Source organism: Candidatus Synechococcus calcipolaris G9, assembly GCF_029582805.1.
Classification (GTDB): Bacteria; Cyanobacteriota; Cyanobacteriia; order Thermosynechococcales; family Thermosynechococcaceae; genus Synechococcus_F; species Synechococcus_F calcipolaris.
In genome coordinates this window covers 453,674-474,556 of record NZ_JAKKUT010000001.1, presented here as the reverse complement: position 1 = coordinate 474,556, position 20,883 = coordinate 453,674, and the positions used below count along the sequence as shown (strand labels likewise).

The window sequence follows — 20,883 nt, the reverse complement described above, 5'->3', positions numbered from 1 at the left end:
GGGCTATGCTTGTGTTTGAAAGGGCAAGATTTCGTTAGCTTTTAACCCGATGGAACAGTCAATAAAACGAATTGCCATAGAAGAAGCATTTGTCACCCAGGAGATTGCTGATGAGTGGGCTAAACTGCTGGCAGAAGGCGCACCAAGGGAACCAGGCTTCCGCAAAATGGGTGAAACAATTCTGGCTGACAGCCCCAGTACGCGCCTCATCCATGAGCAGCTTATAGACCTAGGAGCGGCGCGCATTGCCCACATGGATGCTACCGGCATCGCTATGCAGGTGCTTTCAATTACATCGCCAGGTGTGCAAGTGTTTGGGGCTGAATTAGCTACGGCGTTGGCGCGACAGGCAAATGATCGGTTAAGCGCAGCGGTCAAAGCACATCCTGATCGTTTTGCTGGATTAGCGGCTGTTGCCCCCCAGAACCCCACCGCCGCCGCCCTGGAAATCGAACGAGCTATCCAGCAGCTTGATCTATGTGGCGTACTCATCAACTCCCACACCTTTGGCGAATATCTGGATGACCAAAAGTATTGGGAAATTTTTGCCGCTGCTGAGGCCAACCAGGTACCCATTTATCTCCATCCCCGCACCCCATCTCCGGCAATGATCGCCCCTTTTCTGGATTATGGACTTTATTTTGCGGGTTGGGGATTCACGGTTGAAACCGCCACCCATGCCTTACGCCTTATCATGGGCGGTGTATTTGACTGTTTCCCCAGGCTCAAGATCATTTTGGGACATATGGGGGAAGGGCTGCCTTACTGGCTACAGCGGCTGGATAACCGCTACTTGCTCCAGGTGAAAATTGGCGCGGTTCAGAAAATGCCTCGCCTCCCTAGCGAATATTTTAAGGAGCATTTTGTCATTACCACTAGCGGCGTCTGTTCCCCACCGGCTTTGCGTCATGCCTTAGATGTGCTTGGCTCCGATGCCCTTCTATTTGCTGCCGATTATCCTTATGAATCCATTGAAGAAGCTGTTTCCTTCCTGGACAGTGTGATGATTTCTGACCAAGAGAGGCGCAAGATTTACCAAACGAACGCAGAAAAACTGTTTAGGCTTGATTTCTCTGCTTCCGGATTGAAGAACTGATACCCATTAAATAGCATTCAAGATGACGATTAATTGATTAAACTAAGCCCTATAAAAATTCGAGCAGAGAAATCAGAGGACATCCCAGCAGTTCGCCGGGTAAATGTGGCAGCCTTTGGGCGAGAGGGCGAGGCCAACTTGGTTGATATGTTGCGCGGTGTTGCGTTTACTTTTTCCTTTGTTGCTGTTAAATCCGGACAAATTGTTGGCCACATTTTTTTCAGTCCTGTTACCATTGCTGGAGCTGGCGTCAATAACTTAGATGACGTTTTGGTGCTTGGGTTAGCACCCGTGGCCGTACTCCCTGACTATCAGCGGCAAGGAATTGGGTCATTGCTGATTCAGCATGGCTTAAAAGAGTGCGATCGCCTAGGAGTTAGTGCGGTTGTTGTACTAGGATATCCAGAATACTATCGGCGATTTGGATTTAGGCCAGCTAAAGAGAAGGGGTTAGGATGTGAGTATCCAGTGCCCGATGAGGTGTTTATGGCGTTGGAAATCAAACGTGGCGCGATGGAGGGATGGAGTGGAACGGTAAAATATCGGTCAGAGTTCAACAGCCTTGGGTAGCGATCGCCGGCAATCAAGGAATTCAAGGAATATACTGTGTCACAAATTCAATCTCCCCACCCTGAATCGCCATTACCTCTATCTGAATCAGAACCGCTATCTAGCCCAGAGAATGTCTATCTGGCTGACAGGGAACCTCTCAAAAGTAGCGAACCTGACCGCGATCGCGCCCGGGCCAAGTTGGCCTGGATGTTATTTTTCCTACTGATTGCGATTAATGCCAGTGCAATTATTATTATGATTCTATTGTTGGTGATTCCCATTCAAGCCAATGAGGATCGACAGATCACCTATACCTACGCCAAGGATATTATTACCCTACTGATTGCATCCCAAACTGGGCTAATTGGGGCAGTGCTTGGGTTTTACTTTGGCAGCGATCGCTAGGACATTCATGCCTAGTTATCAGAAATCATTGATCAAGAATATGTCCTAAAATTCGGAAAATTTGCTGTTGCTCAAACAGTTGCACCAGATCGCTATTCACCTTAAAGTCCGCAGCTTCTTGCCGGAGAATACTCAAGGCACGGGAGACGGGTAAACTCTTCTTGTAGGGGCGATCGCTGGCGGTAAGGGCATCATAAATATCAGCAATTGCCAACATCTGGGTTTGAATGGGAATCTCAGCCTGGCCAATCCCGCGCGGATAACCACCACCATTCAAGCGTTCATGGTGGCCATAGGCAATTATGGGAACATCCTTGAGATGATCCGTCCAGGGAATGCGGGACAAAAATTTATAGGTATAGGTAACATGGGATTCAATCATCTGCCGTTCTTTCTGGGTCAAACTGCCACGGCGAATCATTAATTGTTCTAGTTCGGGCACAGTGAGCAGGGGATAGGCTTGGCCATCAATACCTCGGTAGAAAAACTGGGTCATATCCTTGAGACGGGCCAGGGGTTCTTCCTCTAATACCTTGGGTTCATTGGCCTGCTCTAGTATCTGCCAGTAGTCGTCTAAAAGATGCAATTGACGGGCTAGGGTTTGATCAAGTTCACGGAAATAGGCACAGTGATCACAGGGGTCTTCTTCGCCTGAGTCATGGCGATGGGGATGTTTCAGGGCATAATCCAGCTTGGCTTGGGTGCAGTCCATCTCCAGGGTGCGTCGCACTAGGGCAAATCGCTGCCGGATAATTTCAAGTTGTTCGGGAAAAATTTTCTTTTCTTTATTTAGGATCGTTTCGGGAACCGCTACTTTACCAAAATCATGGAGGAGGGCGGCATAGCGAATTTCTTGGAGTTGGCGATCGCTAAAGACAACATTATGAAGGGGCCCTGAGGACACACCATTTAATCGTTCCGCCAGATAGACCGTGAGGGCTGCTACCCGTTCGGAATGTCCTGAGGTGGTGGGATCCCGAGCTTCAATGGCCTGGATGGATGCGGTAACAAACCCTTCAAATAGGTTTTCAATGCTATCGAGTAAATGATTCCGCTCTAAAATAACAGCTGCTTGGCTGGCCAGCGATCGCAGGATTCGTTCTTCGGAAGGACTGTAGGCCTGGGTGACAACCGTGGCATTTTCCGGTGTGATTTTAATGCGCGGATTTGTTTTCCGATTAATTAACTGCAAAACGCCAATCACCTGGCCCTGGATATTTTGCATCGGTACCACTAGCACGGAACGGGTACGATAGCCCAGGTTATCATCTAGGGAGCGATTGAACTGATAGGTTTCCTCCCCCGTCAGGGTATAGGCATCACTAATATTTAAGGTCTCACCGGAGAGGGCCACATAGCCCACCAAACTTTCATAGCTGAGGGGGATGGAAAACTCAAGGAGAGTGGGGGTAGCACAACTGTCATTTTGGGCCGTCTTAAACCAGAGACAGGGGGGATCAGCCTCCCGATCAATCAAAAAGACGCTACCGGCATCACTCCAGGTAATTTCACGACTCTTGGATAGGATCAGATTGAGTAAGGTACCTAGGTCTTGGGTGGCGGATAGGGCAACCCCAATTTCCACCAGTTCTTCAACCAGTTGTTCTTGATTATCTTGAAACTGGGTGAGACTAAGTTCGTCCCCAATCGTGTGGGGTGTTAAGGTCATGAATTCCCCCGGAAAAGGTTTCCTTTAGATCATTTGGGCTATTATAGCCGCATTTTTCCAGACCCGATGTGATTTGGATCCACAGGCATTATGGCGAAGTTTGGCACTCATCTAAGCGGGAAAATAAATGACTGGCAAGTTCTGGCGTTACTTCCACTAATTGGCCACCCCCACCACTTAAAAAAACATCCCGCACACCTGCCGCCCACCAGACAAAGGGCAAAAATCCCTTTGGAGGCAAGAAGTCGGGATCCTCTCGATAGGTGACATCAGCATCCCGATAGGAGACAAAGCGTTTAAGTGGCTGGCTATACCAGCCAATGCGATCTGTAAAATTAACCAACCGATCCGTACTCAATGAAGATGTTGCCTTTAATCTCCCCCCCGCAGCAACATAGTTATTTTTTTGGATCGTAAAGCCAAATCGTCCGTTACTGTGATAATGCCACAATTGATCCAGGCTATTGAGATCGGCGCAGGGAAGTTCTAATAGATCTGACGGCTCCAATGGCTCTACTATCGGGACTCGTTTTCCCAGGGATGCCGCCATCAGGGTATAGGTTTCGTAATCGGACTCTTGCCAATTTTTGGCGGCCAAATAGGTTTCTAGCTGACTAAAATCCAAGTCGCGATCGCTGCCTAACTGGGGCTTGGGAATGGGAGCAACCCCACAACTTCCCAGCAAAATGCCCAGTAATATTATCACCTGAATAGTTAGATCATTACTCACGGCCATCTGCCCATCCCCCAAACCCTAGATTTACAATCCCTAAAATTAAGAAATATCACGAAACACGATCAACACTGTAATATTCCCACCTTGGTAACAGGGCCTTGGTAGGATCTGCCTAGCTATCCCCATTTATTTATATTTGATCCTCACTTGGTTTAGGAGTTGAAGCATGAAATTAGCCTACTGGATGTATGCTGGCCCGGCCCACATAGGTACGCTCCGCATTGCCAGTTCCTTTCAAAATGTCCATGGGATCATGCACGCTCCCCTTGGGGATGACTATTTCAATGTGATGCGATCGATGCTAGAGCGGGAGCGGAACTTTACGCCGGTAACGACCAGTATTGTCGATCGCCATGTCCTAGCCCGTGGCTCCCAGGAAAAGGTCGTAGACAATATTACCCGCAAGGATGCCGAGGAACACCCGGATCTGATTGTCCTCACCCCCACCTGTACCTCTAGTATTTTGCAAGAAGATCTGGAAAACTTTGTCAGTCGAGCCAGTTTAACCACCCAATCCGATGTCATTCTGGCGGATGTGAACCATTACCGGGTGAATGAACTCCAGGCCGCCGATCGCACCCTAGATCAAATTGTTCAGTACTACCTGGATAAGGCAGCGAAAGAGGGCACCCTACCCCAAGCCAAAACCGCAATGCCCAGCGTCAATATTATTGGGATTACGACCCTTGGCTTTCATAACCAGCATGACTGCCGTGAGTTGCGAAAACTAATGGCGGATATGGGAATTCAGATCAATGCCGTTATTCCCGATGGAGCCTCCGTTACCGAACTGTGCAAGTTGCCCCAAGCCTGGTTTAATCTAGTCCCCTACCGGGAAATTGGTGGCATGACCGCCCGCTACTTAGAAAAAAACTTTGATATGCCCTACGTGGATATTACCCCCATGGGAGTGGTTGAAACGGCGCGCTGCATTCGGGCGATCCAAGGCATTTTGAATCAACGGGGCCATGATGCCAATTATGAAAAATTCATTGAAGAACAAACGACCCATGTGTCTCAGGCCGCTTGGTTTTCCCGCTCCATTGACTGCCAAAATTTGACGGGCAAAAAGGCGGTGGTCTTTGGCGATAATACCCATGCCGCTGCCCTGACCAAAGTTCTCGCGCGGGAGATGGGCATCCATGTGGTTTGGGCCGGAACCTATTGTAAATACGATGCCGACTGGTTCAAGGAGCAGGTGCAAGACTTCTGTGACGAGGTATTGATTACAGATGATCATGGTGCAGTTGGCGATGCGATCGCCCGGGTAGAGCCTTCGGCCATCTTTGGTACCCAGATGGAGCGTCATGTGGGCAAACGCTTAAATATTCCCTGTGGTGTGATTGCCGCCCCCATTCATATTCAAAACTTCCCCATTGGCTATCGCCCCTACCTAGGCTACGAAGGAACCAACCAACTGGTGGATTTGATCTACAACTCCTTTACCCTGGGCATGGAAGATCACCTTTTAGAAATCTTTGGCGGGCATGATACGAAAGAGGTGATTCATAAGGGCATCTCAGCGGAGTCGGATCTGGCCTGGACTGAGGATGGTCTAGCGGAACTCAATAAGATTCCTGGTTTTGTCCGCGGCAAGGTGAAACGGAACACGGAAAAATTTGCCCGCGATCGCGGCATTAGCCAAATCAATGTGGAAGTTCTCTATGCCGCCAAGGAATCTGTGGGAGCCTAGACTTTTTTCAACACAGCTAAAATCTCTTGAGGATCCTGACGCTGGGTATAATCCACGTTCACAAATCCATGGGCGATCGTGCCATCTGCCTTAACCACATAGGTGGCAGCTACGGGTAACTCAAAGGAAACATCTCCATTGGCAGCGGGTAGATCAATACCAAACTGCTGGTAAATCGGCCGTAATATCTCCGGCACGGTAAAGACTAGACCAAATTGACGCGCCACCTGATTACCGCGATCGCTCAAGACCTCAAAGGAAAGTTGTTGTTTTTCGACGGTAGAAAGGGTGTGATCTGGGGTTTGGGGAGAAATTGCAACTAGGTTAGCACCCAAAGCTTTGAATTGGGGCAGGGTTTGCTCAAGGGCATGTAATTCTAGGTTGCAGTAGGGACACCAGCCGCCCCGATAGAAGCAGATAATCACAGGGCCATGGTTGAGTAAGTCTTGAATATTGACAACTTCCCCCAATGCGTTGGGCAGACTGAACCGGGGAATGCCATCCCCAATCCCTAGGGCGCGATCGCCCAACCCTGAATTCATCAGATCGGCCATGGCTGACATCATGGTTTCTTTGATCTCCGTGGGTATTTGCTGTTGCATATTCTGGGTCAGGGTCGCTAAATCAGTGGCAAAACTCATAGAATACTCCAACGTGGGTATAGAACTTTAGACAAACTAAAAACTTGAAAAGCCTTAAAAAACCTTGAAAAACTTAGTTAAAAAATGCTGGGAAAACAAATGCAAAGGCTGTCGTACTTGGAATGACCGTTCCATCTAATTCTTCAACAATGACGGTTTCCTTCTGGGGATGCCAACGCCCCCGAATCTGACGGCCATTAAAATCAATCACTTGCGTTCCCACCTGCTTTAATTCACCATGGGAAAATTGATGACTAGCTCCCGAAAATTCGTTTGTGGGTGTCTGCTGATCTGCCTCCCAGATATAACTGACAATTGCCTTGGGGTGTAAGTCCCGCTGGCCTTGATTGCGGACAGGAAAGATGAGTTGGCTACTGGTGTAGTAATCTCGGTAAGGATAGCGAAAGTAATCCCGTTGATAACCCGTTTCTGTGGATAGAATTTGACTCTCTGGGTGCTGGGCTAACCATTGTTTTAAGGTGGTTTTCACTCCGGGGATGCGGGCTAGGGAACGATTCACCTCCGGGCCCATAATCCCCAAGGCCCAAGGTTGGGCATAATATGTATCATCTTCACGGTCGTACATCACCAAACAACTTTGAAATAATTTACCCGATACGCCGTAGGTGGTGTTACCACGCTCAAAAACAACGCCTGTGTCACATAGGGGGCAGTAGGAAACCGTAATATTGACATCTCCGACCCGATCATTGACAATTTCGTGCCAGTTGAGAATACCAAAGGGATAGGCGCGGGCTTCACCATTGACCACCACACCAATTACCAGTTCTTTCGGGGAGAAAGGGGTTGTCTGGGCCGTATCAAACCGTGGGGTATCAATACTGGGAATCCCATCTTTGGGGGGGCCGCCCTCTAGCAGATCCCGTGGATGAATCCTCGGCGTTGTTGGCTGGGCTTGACTCAAGTTGAAATTTTCTTGTCCATGACTTGTTAATTCAAACTTAGTCTGTTCCCCAAAACGAAGGCTAAAAAGAATGAGAAAAAACATGGATATGGAGCTACCAATCAGTAGTTTTCTAAATAGACATTTCATGGGTATGACCCTCAATCACTGCAACGATTTATCGCAAAGGTTGTTTGACCTCATCACATTAAAAATCACAACAGGGCTTCCACTAAGTCTGAGTACACGTTTTTAGGTTTTAAGCCATCCACTTTACCCCGCAGAGTTTCCTTTGCAAATAGCACCACAGTGGGGGCTGTGCGTACCCCTAAATCCATGGCTAATTCTGGCTCCTGGGTGATGTCAATCGTTACTAGATGGAGATTATCCTGGTGTTGCTCCATCAGTTGCTCTAACACTGGGGCTAGGGTTTTACACGCGGCACAGTGGGGGGCCACAAATTTCACCAAAATTGGCTGATCGGTTGTTTGTTGCAGGTGGGCTAGCAACTTTTGACCCTTCATTGGTGGTGCAGTATCTGAAATCGGTTCAAACATAAAACTAAACTCCCATAAACCATTTGGTTCCCGTGAACAGGTAGTATGCCCCGGTCATGATTAAGGCGATACTTCCTAAACGAATAATTGTTTCCGAATGCTTGAGTAATTTATTACTCTGTTTAGCTAGGGCCGTAAAAAGACTGGCTAAGAAAATAAGAATGGTATATCCCAAGGCGTAGCTCACCATCGTCAGTGTGCCTAATAGTTGGGAACCGGTAGCTGCCGCCGCCGCTAAAACGGCAAAGAGGACGGGACTGGCACAGGGGGAACTCACTAGAGCAAAGGTTAGACCCACGCCGTAGGGGCCAGCTTTTTGGGGTAAATTCAGATTTAATTGCGGCAACGGAATCTGGATAACTCCCATGAGCCATAGTCCCATCACCGCCATAATGAGTCCCACCGTAATATTGATATAGCCCCGATATTCCACCATCACGGCTCCAGCAAAGGAGGAGACTAGTCCAAATAAGCTCAAGATGGTTACAGCACCTAAAACAAATAAGCCTGCTTTTGTGAAGGCATCCCAGCGAGATTTAATTTTCAGGGTACCAATGTAACTCAAATTGACGGGTAAAAGACCCAGGATGCAAGGTGAGATGCTGGCCAATACGCCCCCTAAAAAGGCCAGCGGCAATAGCACTAAAGGATTGGTGGTATCCTGCTGATCGAACCACTTCTGGTAGGAGTTTTCCACGATTGAAATGGCCCGCTCTAGGGGGTGGCCAAGGGTTGAACCCAGGGTGATCACTAGGACTAGGGCCAGTAATCCTAGACCGCCATAAAGAATCCATTTTTGTTTGGTTTTAGAGGCTTTGGAGGGGGGTGAGGTGTGAGGGGCGATCGCCTCTTCAGGGGAAGATTTTGGAGGAGGTATCATAAATAGAGTCCTAGATGGAAGGGCACATCGGCAACGAATCAAGGAAGTTAGGAAGCAAGTTCAGGTTTACGTGTTCAGGTTTACGTGGGTAACAGGCGGTTACTGGGTGGTGGCAGTGTCAAGTACCTTGGTGTAATCTGCCAGGTTGGGATTATTGCGGTGTTGGGCCAGAATTCGACCGGTTTCTGGTTCAATGATTGTCACCATGCCTGTTTGGGTTTTGTTGGCAGCCAAAAAGTCACTTAACCCGAGTTCTTTGGCCTTGGCTTCCGCTGCGGCGGTGGTGGCAGGATTACTCACATCTAATACCACAAACGTAATTTGATCTCCGTAATCCGTTTTCAGGGTTTCTAAGGTGGGGGCAATGTTTGTACAGGCCGGACACCAAGTGGCAAAAATATCGACGACAACGGGTTTACCCTGAACCTGGGCCGCAAGGGGGCCACCAATGGATTTACCGGCACAGGGATCTTTACTAGCGCAGGGATCCTTTGATGCACAGGGGTTCATTCCGGCACAGGGGTCTTTACCAGCGCAGGGATCCTTTGATGCACAGGGATCGGCCTGGGAAATGGTTGACGTTTCATCGGTGGAGGCAGAGGGATTGCCACAGGCGGTAAAGCCACCCAGACCTAAAAGGGAGACTAGGACGAGAAACGAAAAATATCGAATTTTCATCAATGGGGTTCCTCAAACTAAAAATATACGTGAGTGATGGGGGAGCCAAGAACCTGCGATCGCCACAATCCTGTCTAAGCTCCCTTAGGCTCTATTAAATTCAAGGAAGATGAGTCTCAGATGAAGATCGCCTAGGGAACAGATAAAAAACCTTCCCCTCGATGTCGCCACCCCAGTTCACCCAATTCATAGTCAAAACCCATCGGGTGCGTCCTTCACATTTTCAGCGAAAATTCATCTTAGCTTTAGTCCCGAGTCATTCACCCTAGGGCAAAATTCTATACAGTAGAATCAAAAATCTTGAACCTATCCTATGCATCCGATCCTTTCCAGTATCCTTCGCCGTTTTTCCCGTAGGCAACTTTCTACCTCCTCCTTGCAATTTAGGCTGACCCTAGAACTCGTCATCCTGTCGATTCTTGGCCTGGGTAGTGTCACGGTTTGGGCGGGTTGGCAACTAGAGCAAAACCTGGTAGCTGGCCACAAACAAACCCTAGAATACATTGCCATGCGTTTTCCAGAGCAATTGGAGCTTTATAGTGACTTTGACCAAGTGGAAACCGGTTTAGAACAAACGATTCATCGAGTGGCCAGCCCCGGATTAGCCATTTGGGTGGAAAGTCCAGAGGGAAACCTGTTAGCCCATTCTCCCCATCTTGAACCGGCCTCCCCAACGATTCGTCAGGTACATACCTTGGCTAATATTCCTGAACGTCCCCAAGTGGTTCGTTTTGGCGATCGCGATATTGTGTTGTGTGGAACCCCCTTGAATTTAGCCGGGGAATCCTTTGGCAAACTTTACCTGGTGCAAGACATTACTGAAGATCAACAAAAATTAAATGCCGGCCTATGGCGACTCCTGTGGGTGAGTTTCTTGGCGATCGCCATTCTGATTGCGGCCATTTCCAAACGAATTTGTAAAGCCATGGAACCCCTAGAGCAGATGAGCCAGGTTGCCAGTGCTATTTCCGCCGATGACTTGAAGGGAGCCAAACTAGAACTCAATCGCGCCCCCGATGAAATTTTAGGCCTAGCCAAATCATTTAATGAAATGTTATTTCGCCTATCCGGGGCTTGGGAGCAACAACAGCAATTTGTTGGTAATGTATCCCATGAATTGCGAACCCCCCTCACCGTTGTCGTCGGCTACCTCAGAAGCTTACTCCATCGGGGTACAAATTTGAACACCTATCAACAACACGCCCTGGAAACGGCAACCGCAGAAACCGAACGCACCATCCGTATGCTTCAGGATTTACTGGATCTTGCGCGAGTTGATAACGGCCATTTACATTTTCGGCTTGCCCCAGTGATTTTGAATACCTTGGTTGCTGAAGTTGCTGCCATGAGTCAAAAAGTGAGTCATCGTCAAATCAATTTATTAATCACTCAAGAAGATATTGTCGTCTGTGCCGATCAAGATCGACTACAACAGGTGCTTATTAACTTAGTCGATAATGCGATTAAATATTCTGAACCAGAGGAACCCATTGACTTGGTGTTAGAAAAAAAGGAAAAATGGGCCCTCATTCATATTCAAGATCATGGCATTGGTATTCCCTTCCCCCATCAGCAACGGATCTTTGAACGATTCTACCGGGTAGATGAATCCATGACCCGCTCACGGGATGGTACTGGTTTGGGCCTGGCGATCGCCAAAAGCTTAGTCGAAGGAATGCAGGGCCGCATTACCCTGCGATCTAGCCCCCAGGAAGGCAGTATTTTTACAATCATGATCCCTATTTGGATACCCCCTAAATGACCCACCACATCCTTGTCATTGAAGATGATCCCAAATTGGCTGGCTTCATTTCTTCTGAATTAAAGCTCGAAGGCTATACCGTAACAACAGTGGCCAACGGAATGGATGGCTTAGTCCAAGCCCGCAACCTCCAACCAGATTTACTAATTTTAGATTGGATGTTGCCCGGTGTTTCTGGCTTAGATCTCTGTTTACGTCTACGCAGTACCGGGGAGAAAATTCCCATTATCATGCTAACGGCAAAGGACGATATTCCCGATCGCGTCACAGGCCTGAATGCTGGAGCCGATGACTATGTAACCAAGCCCTTTAGCATGGAAGAATTATTAGCACGGGTAAAGGCACAACTGCGGCGCAACGAATCAAGTGATCCTGAAACCTATGAATTTGAAGATTTACGATTAAACTGTCTAACCCGTGAAGTTTACCGAGCCGATCAACCCATTGATCTAACGGCAAAAGAGTTTGATCTCCTAGAATTTCTTCTTCGCCATCCTCGCCAAGTCATGACTCGTGATCAAATTTTAGAGCATGTATGGAAATATGACTTTATGGGAGAGTCAAACATTATTGAAGTATATATTCGTGCCTTACGAATTAAACTAGAAGCAAAAAATCCTCAACGCTTAATCCATACCATTCGTGGTGTAGGCTATGTTCTACGTGATTAGCTAGAAAAATAGCTCAAGAACCAAGGATAGATTCTGAGCTAATGATAAAAGATGTTTGAGGATCGAAGAGAGGATTGAAGATATGAAACTAATGGGCGGAAATAGTCCCTAACAGGAACAACTAGCTAACAGGAACAACTAGAGATCGCCGTAGATTGAAATTTGTTGATAGCCAAGGAACTGGGGCCGACCATTGTCCCCTACGGGAATTGCTGTCATTCCTAACACATAGGTTCCAGAAAATTCGGGATTCCGCTGAGCTTTGAGGGCAATTGTGGCCGTACTACCTGGCATGATGGGCTGCTCAAATACCACTAGGGTTTCCTGGGGATCTAAATCTGGGCCGCCTATACTCATGAGTGGAATCGAAGTTCCCTGGGCCTGGCGAGTTCCCTGGAAGGCCCGACTTTCGTGGCCAATAAAATGAATAGTTTCTTGATTGGTTCCTTGGCTAATTTTGACTGCCTGAACGGGTACTCCCGCTGTCTCAGGAACAGTGAGTGTGAAGTAGTAGGTTGGGCCCCAAATACCACGCTCATTGGTGGGAGTGATGGCACTCACTAGGGCAGGAGGGCTTGCAAAGGCAGTTTCACCACTAGGGAATTCTATGGCCTTCGCCGGTAATGCCAAAGATAGACTTGAGAGGACAAGGGCTGAAATAAACTGATGTTTGAAGCGTTTCATAGGTGTTCTCCGAGGAATTCGTAATGCGTCATAGTTTTATGATCGGCCTTGAAGATGAGTCCCAGATGAAGCGAAAATTACTACTATGTAAAATTACTACTATGTAAGTTTTGGGGAGTTTATTTTTGTAAGTGATGGAGAGACATACGTGATAGAAGTACCGGGACAGATGTTGATAGCGGTAGATCGTTCGTAGATCGTTCAGGGAAAAATCATTCAAATGTTTCGTTCCACCCAGCGACGCTTGGCCCTTTGGTACACTGCCATTACGGCCCTGCTCCTGCTGGTTTTTGCCAGTGGCTTTTTCTTCTATGTCCGCATCACCCTAGTAGATCGGGTGGATGATACCCTCAGCCATGTGATTGAGGTGGTGACTCGTTCCCTAGTGGTTGAACCTCAGCGACCTGAGCAAATCAACTGGCAAATTAGTCTGGGGAGTAATCCCATTGCCAATGCTGCCCTAGAAGAGGATCACATTGATTTAGAAGGATTTAGTCCCACGCAAGACTTACGCTGGTCTACCTTTTCCGAGCCATTAAATATTCCCCTCAATTTAACTAAAGTTGCCCAAACCGTTCGTATTCCTGGCGATCGCTCCCTGGCACAGGATGATCGGGATGACGATCGGTGGTTGCGACAAATGACGACGATCTTAATGTTGGAGGATCGGGTGATCGGCTATTTACGGGTGAGCCATCCCTGGTTTGAAGTAACCCGCCCTAGTCAGGATCTACTCCTGGAGTTGGGCATTGGTCTGTTGGTGATGGTGACGTTAGTGGGAATCAGTGGTTGGTTTCTCTCCCGTTTAGCCATGGAACCCATTCGGGAATCCTATGCCTACCTCAAACAATTTTCCGCCGATGTTTCCCACGAGCTACGCAATCCCATTGCCCTGATTCAAACCAATGTACAGGTCGCCCTAGCTCAAGGGGATCCCGTGCAACAACAGCAGCAACTCCAGGTGATTGAGCGGTTAACTCGCCGCCTGGGTCGTTTAGTGGATGATTTATTGTTTCTGGTGCGTCAAGATAGCGGTGTGATTCCCCAAACCTGGGAATGGTGCCCCCTCGATGCCCTACTGATGGCTGTCCTAGAAGAACAGGGGGCGATCGCTGCGGCTAAAGGGATTAAGCTATCCCTTGATATTGGAGATGCCCCAACGGATTCACCGGATACGGCTTTCCTGATCCAGGGAAATGGGGATCACCTCAGTCGGATGCTAAGTAATCTCATCAGTAATGCCCTCCAATACACGCCGTCGGGGGGGCAGGTGAGCCTCAGCCTCAAAGCCACGGGGCAGAGCTATGAATTTTGCTGTAAAGACAGTGGCCCCGGTATTCCAACAGAGGCTTTACCCCATCTCTTCGATCGCTTTTATCGTTGGAATCAAACCAGTAGTGAAGGTACGGGCCTGGGCCTGGCGATCGCCCAGAGTATTGCCCATGAACACCGCGGCCAGATCAGTGTGGATAGTCAGATGGAACAGGGAACAACTTTTTTAGTGACATTACCCTATTGAGTCAACCCAAGTGTTAAACGGGTAAGGATAGATTGTGGCCGGAAAAAGATGCCGAAAATTCGTTGGTTACTCCTCATCCCAAAGTTCCTGGGTATACCCCAGTTTTTTGGCGGCTGCCTGCTCTTCGGAACTTAAATCTTCCCAGTACTGATCACTGGACTCGGGTGGATCTGTTTCTTCATTCCAACTCGATTCATCCCACCCTAATATTTCCCATAGAGCCTGCTCGGCAGAACTCATGTCTTGCCAATCCAACTCATCCCAAACATCCTCAGGGTTACCTGAAACTGTACGAATGGTCGCCATTATATTTCCTTTGTCAAAGTATGACGAATTTTTAGGCTGATCTATTTTCACCCATTAAAGCTAGTGGTGATGGTGGCTATTCTTTAGCCTCATACCTTTTTATCGATCTTCAGTCCCTTTAGGGCACCTCGAAAAATTGCTCGATCTGCCAAAAATAGAGGCTGAAATCATTGAAATTTCGTTTGCGATCGCCCCGAATTTTGAATTAATCGAGGTGCCCATATGACTATAAATTAAAAGAAATATAACGAATTCTTGACAGTTAAAAATCCCCCTGCCATACTGATTCACATCTCATTTTCTGCCTACATTTTCTGCCAAAAAAAATGTTTAACATCATCCGTCGATGGTTTGCTCCTCTTGCCGTGTTGGGTTGTCTTCTTCCCTTACCTGCGATCGCCCAGATTACACCAGCCGTTGGAGGCACAGGTACAACCGTTACCGTAAATGGTCAGCAGTTTGATATTGGCGGTGGTGCGTTTTCCAGAGATGGCAAAAATTTATTTCACCTTTTTAAGCAATTTGGTCTTAGTGATGGTCAGATTGCTAATTTTTTATCCAATTCCAAGGTTCAAAATATCCTGGCGGGCGTGAATGGTGGCGATGTCAGCTATATCAATGGCTTAATTCAGGTAACGGGAGGCAATAGCAACCTCTATTTGCTCAATCCAGCAGGAATTGTTTTCGGGCCCAATGCCCAGTTAAACGTACCGGCAGCGTTCCATGCCTCAACGGCTCATCGAGTACATTTTGACGGCGGCGTTTTTGACATTAATGGGTTTAATGACTACGCCAACCTCGTCGGGAACCCCACCGGGTTTGAGTTTTTAAGCACGGGAATTATCGTCAATGAAGGGAATTTAGCCGTTGGCCCAGCGCAAAATTTAACATTGATGGGTCATCAGGTGTTCAATACAGGAACCCTATCGGCTCCGGGGGGACGGATCACAATTCAGGCGGTTCCAGAGACGGGAATGGTACGGATTTCCCAGGAGGGAATGATCCTCAGTTTAGAGATTCCGGCGGATCGGATTCCCGAAGATGGGGTGATTGAAGCCGTTGACTTACCCCGATTAATTACGGGGGGAACAGATCGTCCACGGGTCAATAGTGTGGTACATAATCCCGATGGCTCGATTAGCTTGGTGCATGACCCCAGTAAGGTGAATATGCCAGTGGAGGGGGCAACGACGGTTGCTAGTGGCACGATGGATGTGTCGAGTCCTGAGGGAGTGGGGGGACAGATTAATGTTCTTGGCTCTAATGTTGCCTTTGTGAATGCCCAGTTGAATGCCTCTGGAGGTGCGGGGGGCGGCACCATCTTGGGAGGTGGAGATTATCTAGGGGATAGTGCAGGCACAGGTCGCTTAGATAGTAGTTTCAATGCCCAACACCTGTATGTGGACAACAACACCGTCATGAATGCCGATGCAGTAACTCAAGGTCAGGGCGGCACGGTGATTAATTGGGCGGATAACAGCACCATCTTTCATGGATTTATTTCAGCCCAAGGCGGGATATTAGGTGGCGATGGCGGCTTTGCCGAAGTTTCGGGTCGAGAACGTCTTGTTTATGACGGTATGACGGATCTACGTGCAACTCTGGGACAAACCGGAACCCTCTTGCTTGATCCCAAAAATATATCCATAGAGCCAAGCGGCCCACCTTCTTCTGTGACAAACCTCTTGTTTGCCAATAATCCAGCAGATGATGTCACAATCACGATTTTTAGTTTAGCGAATGCACTGACGACAGCAAGCGTAACGCTACAAGCGAACAATGATATTATCTCTATTGATCCAAACAATGGATATACTTTTTTAAATCCGGCTAATGGTACTCTAACACTCCAGGCCGGACGCTCCATTAACTTTAACATTTCGTTTTCTCAACCAAATCTCAATATCGTTTTAGTGGCTAATGAATCCAATGCAAATGGTGTCATTGCTGCGAATCGCGACAATGGGCCTGCGTTTATTACATTTGGTAGTACCATCCTCCCATCAGCGATTAGTTCTTTAACAGCCACCATTAGCACAGGAGATGGACGAACTGGCACCGCCGCCGAAACGGGCAATATTACCTTGAACCGAATCACGGCTCCCAACGGGATTACAGCCACGAATAATGGGTTGACGGCTGGTTCTAGTGTGATTGTCAATAGCCCCTTAAGTTCAACCACTGGCCCAGTTGTTTTAAACAGTACTCATGACATTGCTATTAACAACACCATCAATACTGGGGAGAATGTCACCCTCAATGCCGGGGGAAGTGTCACTCAAAATGGAACAGGAGTGATTACCGCCAATGGTTTAGAACTTTTAGGGGCTGGTACTTTTACCCTGACGAATGCCGGTAACAACATCACCACCTTGGCAGGCAATACCACCGGAGCCATTAGTTTCCGGGATGCCGATGGATTTGCAATTGGCACCGTTAATACAACAGGCTTAACCTCAACAGGCAACATTACCCTCAATGCAGCGGGAAATGTGACTCAAAATGGAACAGGAGTGATTACTGCCAATGGTTTAGAACTTTTAGGGGCTGGTACCTTTACCCTGACCAATACGAGTAATAACATCACCACCCTGGCTAGCAATACCACTGGAGCTATTAGTTATACCGATGCCGATAGTTTTACCGTGGGTACTGTCAATACAACCCGTGGGATTCGGACTCCAGGAAATGTTACTTTAACCGCTGGCGGCACAATTAACGTCATCGCTGGAGCTACTAATTCTCCGTTTGAAGCCATTGGCCCGAGTAATATTGTTACGCTCGATGCGGGTGAAGATATTATTCTCGGAACACAGCCCTTTACCAATCAGTATGGAGATATTACAGCATCACAAATTATTTTGAATGCAGATCGAGATATTACGGTACAAAACACGACTTGGTTAACGGCAACCGGGGCCAATGGTTTCCAGGCCACGGCCGGACGTAACTTCAACTTGATAAATCCTTCACCGGTCAATCCATCCCGTGTTCGCGCAACAGCCGCCAATGCCCCTCTTACTATTACCACTGGAGCTGCTGGCAAAATCACCCTGAATTCCAACACAACTGGAGCGATTCAAGCAGGGAGTGGTGGCACCATAACGCTCAATACGAATGAACTTGATTTACTCTCTGGCACAGTCCAAAGCACCAATGGTCAACTGTTTATTCAACCCGTAACCGCAAGCACCACGATTGGCATTGGCGACGGGGCAATGGGAACCCTTAACCTGGATACTGCCGAAATTAACCGCTTAGGGGATGGATTTAGTCAAATCACGATTGGTAGCGCAACTGGCAGCGGAAATATTGATATTCGGACGGCGGCATTTCAGGACAATGTATTAATTCGCACGCCCACAGGTACAGGCACAATCAATCTCAACGGCAACTTATCCACGGGAAATACTACAGAAACAGCAGGCAGCATCACCTTACAGGCCGGGCAGAACATTATTGGCAACTCTGGCAGCAGCATTACCACAACCAATCAGAATGTCTTACTTGATGCTGACCGCTCGATTGCATTAACGAGTAGCAATATTTCTACTGGAAATGGTAGCATCACTCTCAATGCTAACCAAGGGGCAACTCCAGCTAGCGGAAATTTTGTTGGCATCAACTTAAATAATGCCAATCTGACGACTACAGGTGGGAATATCAACCTTTCAGGACGCGGGGGCAATATCGGCTCTGGGAATCGTGGCATTAGTCAAACTGGCGGTTCCCAAGTTATAAGCAGTTCTGGAAGCATTACCTACCTGGGTAAAGGTGGAACAGTGGGAACTGGCTCTGAACGGAATCACGGCATTTACTTCGGCAATGGGGTTGCAAATACAACAACCCTGATCGAGAGTGGCAGCGGTCAAATTTCGCTAACGGGCCAGGGTGGGATGGGTGACAATGGTAGAAATCATGGTGTTTATCATGAGAGTAATACCGATGCCACTAACAGTAATGCGATTACTCGTACCACCACAGGTAACATCATTTATTCCGGCACAAGTGGCACGGGTGGTTCCAGTAATTACGGGATATTTCTAACTGGAAAAGGAGCAACTATCACCAGTACCAGTGGCACGGTTGACCTGACCGGACACTCCCAAGCAACAGGTGGGGCAAATAACTTTGGAATTCTGCAGCAATGGGGCGGACAAATCATTAGCGGGGGCAATATTTCTGTTACAGGTAGTAGTGCAAATAATGATCCAGGTATTTTTACCTCTGGCGGAACTTCGGGTGCTGGCGATTTCTTACAGGGTGTCATTCGAGGCACTAGCACCAACTCGATTACCTTAACCGCAGATAGGCAAAACTTAGATTGGATGCAACTGGAAACCACTGGCAACGGGACTTTACTAATTCGCCCCCTTGATCCGGCAACCTCGATTGGCATTGGTAATGGTGCAACAGGCACGCTCAATCTTAGCAATACTGCCCTCAGTAAAATTCAAGATGGGTTTAGCTTAATCACGATTGGGTCGGAGAATGGTACTGGCCTCATTGAAGTTGCTGGAACTGTCCATCCCTTTAATGACAATTTGCAGTTACGGAACAGTAGCGGTGGTATTCAAATTAATTCTGCCCTAAATGTTGGTGCCAATAATCTCACACTGAATTCCGGTGGAACGGTTACTCAAACGGCCCCAATTATTGCACAAGGCGTGGCGATTACGGGTTCAGGCGATACCACGTTAGATCATCCTAATAATCAAATCCAAACCATTGCAGCCAATACTACAGGCAATATTACTGTGGTGACAGGAACCGATTTGGCAGTGGATACGGTGAATCCAGATGGGATTGAAAATAGTCAGACGGTGGTGTTGCAATCCACTACCGGCAATATTACGCTGAATCAACCGATCAATGCCACCCAAGATATTACCTTGGCTGCTGACCAAAACTTTATCAACAATGCCGGAGTGAATGCGTTAATAGCAGGGGGACGTTGGCTGGTTTATGCCACCAGTCCAGAAGGAAATATCAATGGCTGGTCAGTCTTGGGAGGCTCACAACAGTTTAGTACGACCTATCCCGCACCATCAGGGTTTGCTGGGAATGGTTTTGTTTATAGTGTGGCAGCACCTCCCTTACCTCCGGTTACATCCAGTCCGGTGATTCTTTCAACCGCACCAACGATCAATATACCTGCCGTACCATCTCCACCATCTTCGCCAGCACCTCCAATGGCTCCAACTAGCTCAAGCTCAGGTTCTGCACCCCCGATCATTTTTACTCCGGTAGATTTGCCCCTACCCTCTAACCTATCCACCATTTTGCAAGGTCAAGAAGAGGAGGAGATGCCCTTAGAGCAGAGCCTCTGTCAATTGCTCGAAGAAGGAGAAGAGACAGTCTTAGAGATTAATGGTGTACCCGTAGAGTCTGTCCTAGCGGAGCAGTGCCGTTAGGTATCCTAGAAGATAGACAAGCCATAAAAATCTAGGGTCAAAGCCATGGCAACCACTGCCGATGATGTGTGGCGTTTATTGGGTGAACTCGCCGTAGCCCAAAAAGAAACCGAACGCCGATTTCAAGAAACAGAGCAGCTTCTCAAGGAGCAATCCCAGGAAGCAGAACGTCGATTCCAGGAAGCAGAACGCCGCTTTCAGGAAACGGAGCAAGTTCTCAAAGATCAGGCTCGCAAGACCGATCGCCAAATCCAGCAAGTGAATCAACAAATTGGTAACTTAGGCAACCGCCTCGGCGAATTTGTCGAATGGCAAGTCCGTCCCGCTGCTGTGCGTCTCTTTCGAGAGCGGGGTATTGCCGTGCGTCAACTTGCCAGTGATGTCACCATTGAAGCAGGGGAAGATAGCCTAGAAATTGATTTACTCGTGGTCAATGGGGATGAAGCCGTTGCCGTCGAAGTCAAAAGTAAACTCAGCCACACTGATGTGAATGAGCATCTCGAACGCATTGCCAAATTTAGACGCTTATCCCCCCAACATCGATCCATGAAACTAATGGGAGCCGTGGCTGGCATGGTCGTTCCGCCAGAGGTTGCCCGCTATGCCTATCATCAGGGCTTATTTGTCCTAGCCCAGTCCGGGGATAGTATGGTGATTCTCAATGATGATAAATTTAAGCCAAAAGCCTGGTAGTGGGGTCATTTTCTGGACAACTG

The 20,883-nt window shown here is 48.0% G+C and carries 18 protein-coding genes; 9 read left to right on the top strand and 9 right to left on the bottom strand.

Annotation, left to right across the window (positions count from 1 at the left end; genetic code table 11):
- Positions 1-49: 49 nt before the first annotated feature.
- From L3556_RS02405 to L3556_RS02395, 3 genes are read left to right on the top strand one after another with little or no spacing between them, the layout of a single operon-like run.
- Positions 50-1,096, top strand: coding sequence for an amidohydrolase family protein (locus L3556_RS02405; protein WP_277865708.1), 1,047 nt, complete (start codon positions 50-52; stop codon positions 1,094-1,096).
- 33 nt (positions 1,097-1,129) lie between these two features.
- Positions 1,130-1,666 (top strand): GNAT family N-acetyltransferase, encoded by a 537-nt coding sequence (locus L3556_RS02400; RefSeq protein WP_277865707.1) that lies wholly within the window; start codon positions 1,130-1,132, stop codon positions 1,664-1,666.
- A gap of 36 nt (positions 1,667-1,702) precedes the next feature.
- On the top strand, positions 1,703-2,053 hold the full coding sequence (locus tag L3556_RS02395; RefSeq protein WP_277865706.1) for a hypothetical protein: 351 nt from the start codon (positions 1,703-1,705) through the stop codon (positions 2,051-2,053).
- Between the two features lie 25 nt (positions 2,054-2,078).
- Here the strand turns inward: L3556_RS02395 and L3556_RS02390 are convergent, their stop codons facing one another.
- The gene (locus L3556_RS02390) at positions 2,079-3,722 is read right to left on the bottom strand and encodes an HD family phosphohydrolase (RefSeq protein WP_277865705.1); all 1,644 of its coding nucleotides are present in this window, start codon (positions 3,720-3,722) and stop codon (positions 2,079-2,081) included.
- 88 nt (positions 3,723-3,810) lie between these two features.
- Positions 3,811-4,458: a GUN4 domain-containing protein gene (locus L3556_RS02385; protein WP_277865704.1), complete on the bottom strand. Its 648-nt coding sequence runs from the start codon at positions 4,456-4,458 to the stop codon at positions 3,811-3,813.
- A 166-nt stretch (positions 4,459-4,624) separates the two neighbouring features.
- Here L3556_RS02385 and bchB point away from each other — a divergent pair, with 166 nt between their 5' ends.
- Complete coding sequence (gene bchB / locus L3556_RS02380) at positions 4,625-6,151, top strand: ferredoxin:protochlorophyllide reductase (ATP-dependent) subunit B (RefSeq protein ID WP_277865703.1); 1,527 nt, start codon at positions 4,625-4,627, stop codon at positions 6,149-6,151.
- Here the strand turns inward: bchB and L3556_RS02375 are convergent.
- The 5 genes from L3556_RS02375 to L3556_RS02355 all read right to left on the bottom strand — a co-directional run bounded on the left by L3556_RS02375 (position 6,148) and on the right by L3556_RS02355 (position 9,811).
- Positions 6,148-6,792: a peroxiredoxin-like family protein gene (locus L3556_RS02375; protein WP_277865702.1), complete on the bottom strand. Its 645-nt coding sequence runs from the start codon at positions 6,790-6,792 to the stop codon at positions 6,148-6,150. The two genes, bchB and L3556_RS02375, sit on opposite strands and share 4 nt — an antisense overlap.
- 73 nt (positions 6,793-6,865) lie before the next feature.
- Positions 6,866-7,717, bottom strand: coding sequence for a DUF3179 domain-containing protein (locus tag L3556_RS02370; protein ID WP_277865701.1), 852 nt, complete (start codon positions 7,715-7,717; stop codon positions 6,866-6,868).
- 194 nt (positions 7,718-7,911) lie between these two features.
- Complete coding sequence (locus L3556_RS02365) at positions 7,912-8,253, bottom strand: thioredoxin family protein (RefSeq protein WP_277865700.1); 342 nt, start codon at positions 8,251-8,253, stop codon at positions 7,912-7,914.
- A 4-nt stretch (positions 8,254-8,257) separates the two neighbouring features.
- Positions 8,258-9,133 carry a cytochrome c biogenesis CcdA family protein gene (locus L3556_RS02360; protein ID WP_277865699.1) on the bottom strand — a complete coding sequence of 292 codons (876 nt, stop codon included), beginning with the start codon at positions 9,131-9,133 and terminating at the stop codon, positions 8,258-8,260.
- 99 nt (positions 9,134-9,232) lie between these two features.
- The gene (locus L3556_RS02355) at positions 9,233-9,811 is read right to left on the bottom strand and encodes a thioredoxin domain-containing protein (protein ID WP_277865698.1); all 579 of its coding nucleotides are present in this window, start codon (positions 9,809-9,811) and stop codon (positions 9,233-9,235) included.
- 313 nt (positions 9,812-10,124) lie between these two features.
- Here L3556_RS02355 and L3556_RS02350 point away from each other — a divergent pair, with 313 nt between their 5' ends.
- Positions 10,125-11,573, top strand: coding sequence for a sensor histidine kinase (locus tag L3556_RS02350; protein ID WP_277865697.1), 1,449 nt, complete (start codon positions 10,125-10,127; stop codon positions 11,571-11,573).
- The gene (locus L3556_RS02345) at positions 11,570-12,244 is read left to right on the top strand and encodes a response regulator transcription factor (protein WP_277865696.1); all 675 of its coding nucleotides are present in this window, start codon (positions 11,570-11,572) and stop codon (positions 12,242-12,244) included. Before L3556_RS02350 ends, L3556_RS02345 begins: the two co-directional genes overlap by 4 nt.
- 138 nt (positions 12,245-12,382) lie before the next feature.
- Here the strand turns inward: L3556_RS02345 and L3556_RS02340 are convergent, their stop codons facing one another.
- Positions 12,383-12,928 carry a DUF2808 domain-containing protein gene (locus L3556_RS02340; protein WP_277865695.1) on the bottom strand — a complete coding sequence of 182 codons (546 nt, stop codon included), beginning with the start codon at positions 12,926-12,928 and terminating at the stop codon, positions 12,383-12,385.
- A gap of 220 nt (positions 12,929-13,148) precedes the next feature.
- Between L3556_RS02340 and L3556_RS02335 the strand changes: the two genes are divergently transcribed.
- Positions 13,149-14,447, top strand: a complete 1,299-nt coding sequence (locus tag L3556_RS02335; protein ID WP_277865694.1) for a sensor histidine kinase — start codon at positions 13,149-13,151, stop codon at positions 14,445-14,447.
- Positions 14,448-14,513: 66 nt separating this feature from the next.
- Here the strand turns inward: L3556_RS02335 and L3556_RS02330 are convergent, their stop codons facing one another.
- Positions 14,514-14,753, bottom strand: coding sequence for a hypothetical protein (locus L3556_RS02330; RefSeq protein ID WP_277865693.1), 240 nt, complete (start codon positions 14,751-14,753; stop codon positions 14,514-14,516).
- Positions 14,754-15,079: 326 nt separating this feature from the next.
- On the opposite strand from L3556_RS02330, the gene L3556_RS02325 reads away from it, so the two are divergent.
- Positions 15,080-20,167: a beta strand repeat-containing protein gene (locus tag L3556_RS02325; RefSeq protein ID WP_277865692.1), complete on the top strand. Its 5,088-nt coding sequence runs from the start codon at positions 15,080-15,082 to the stop codon at positions 20,165-20,167.
- 45 nt (positions 20,168-20,212) lie between these two features.
- Entirely contained in the window at positions 20,213-20,860 is a 648-nt protein-coding gene (locus tag L3556_RS02320) for a hypothetical protein (protein ID WP_277865691.1), read from the top strand.
- The last annotated feature ends 23 nt before the right edge of the window (positions 20,861-20,883 follow it).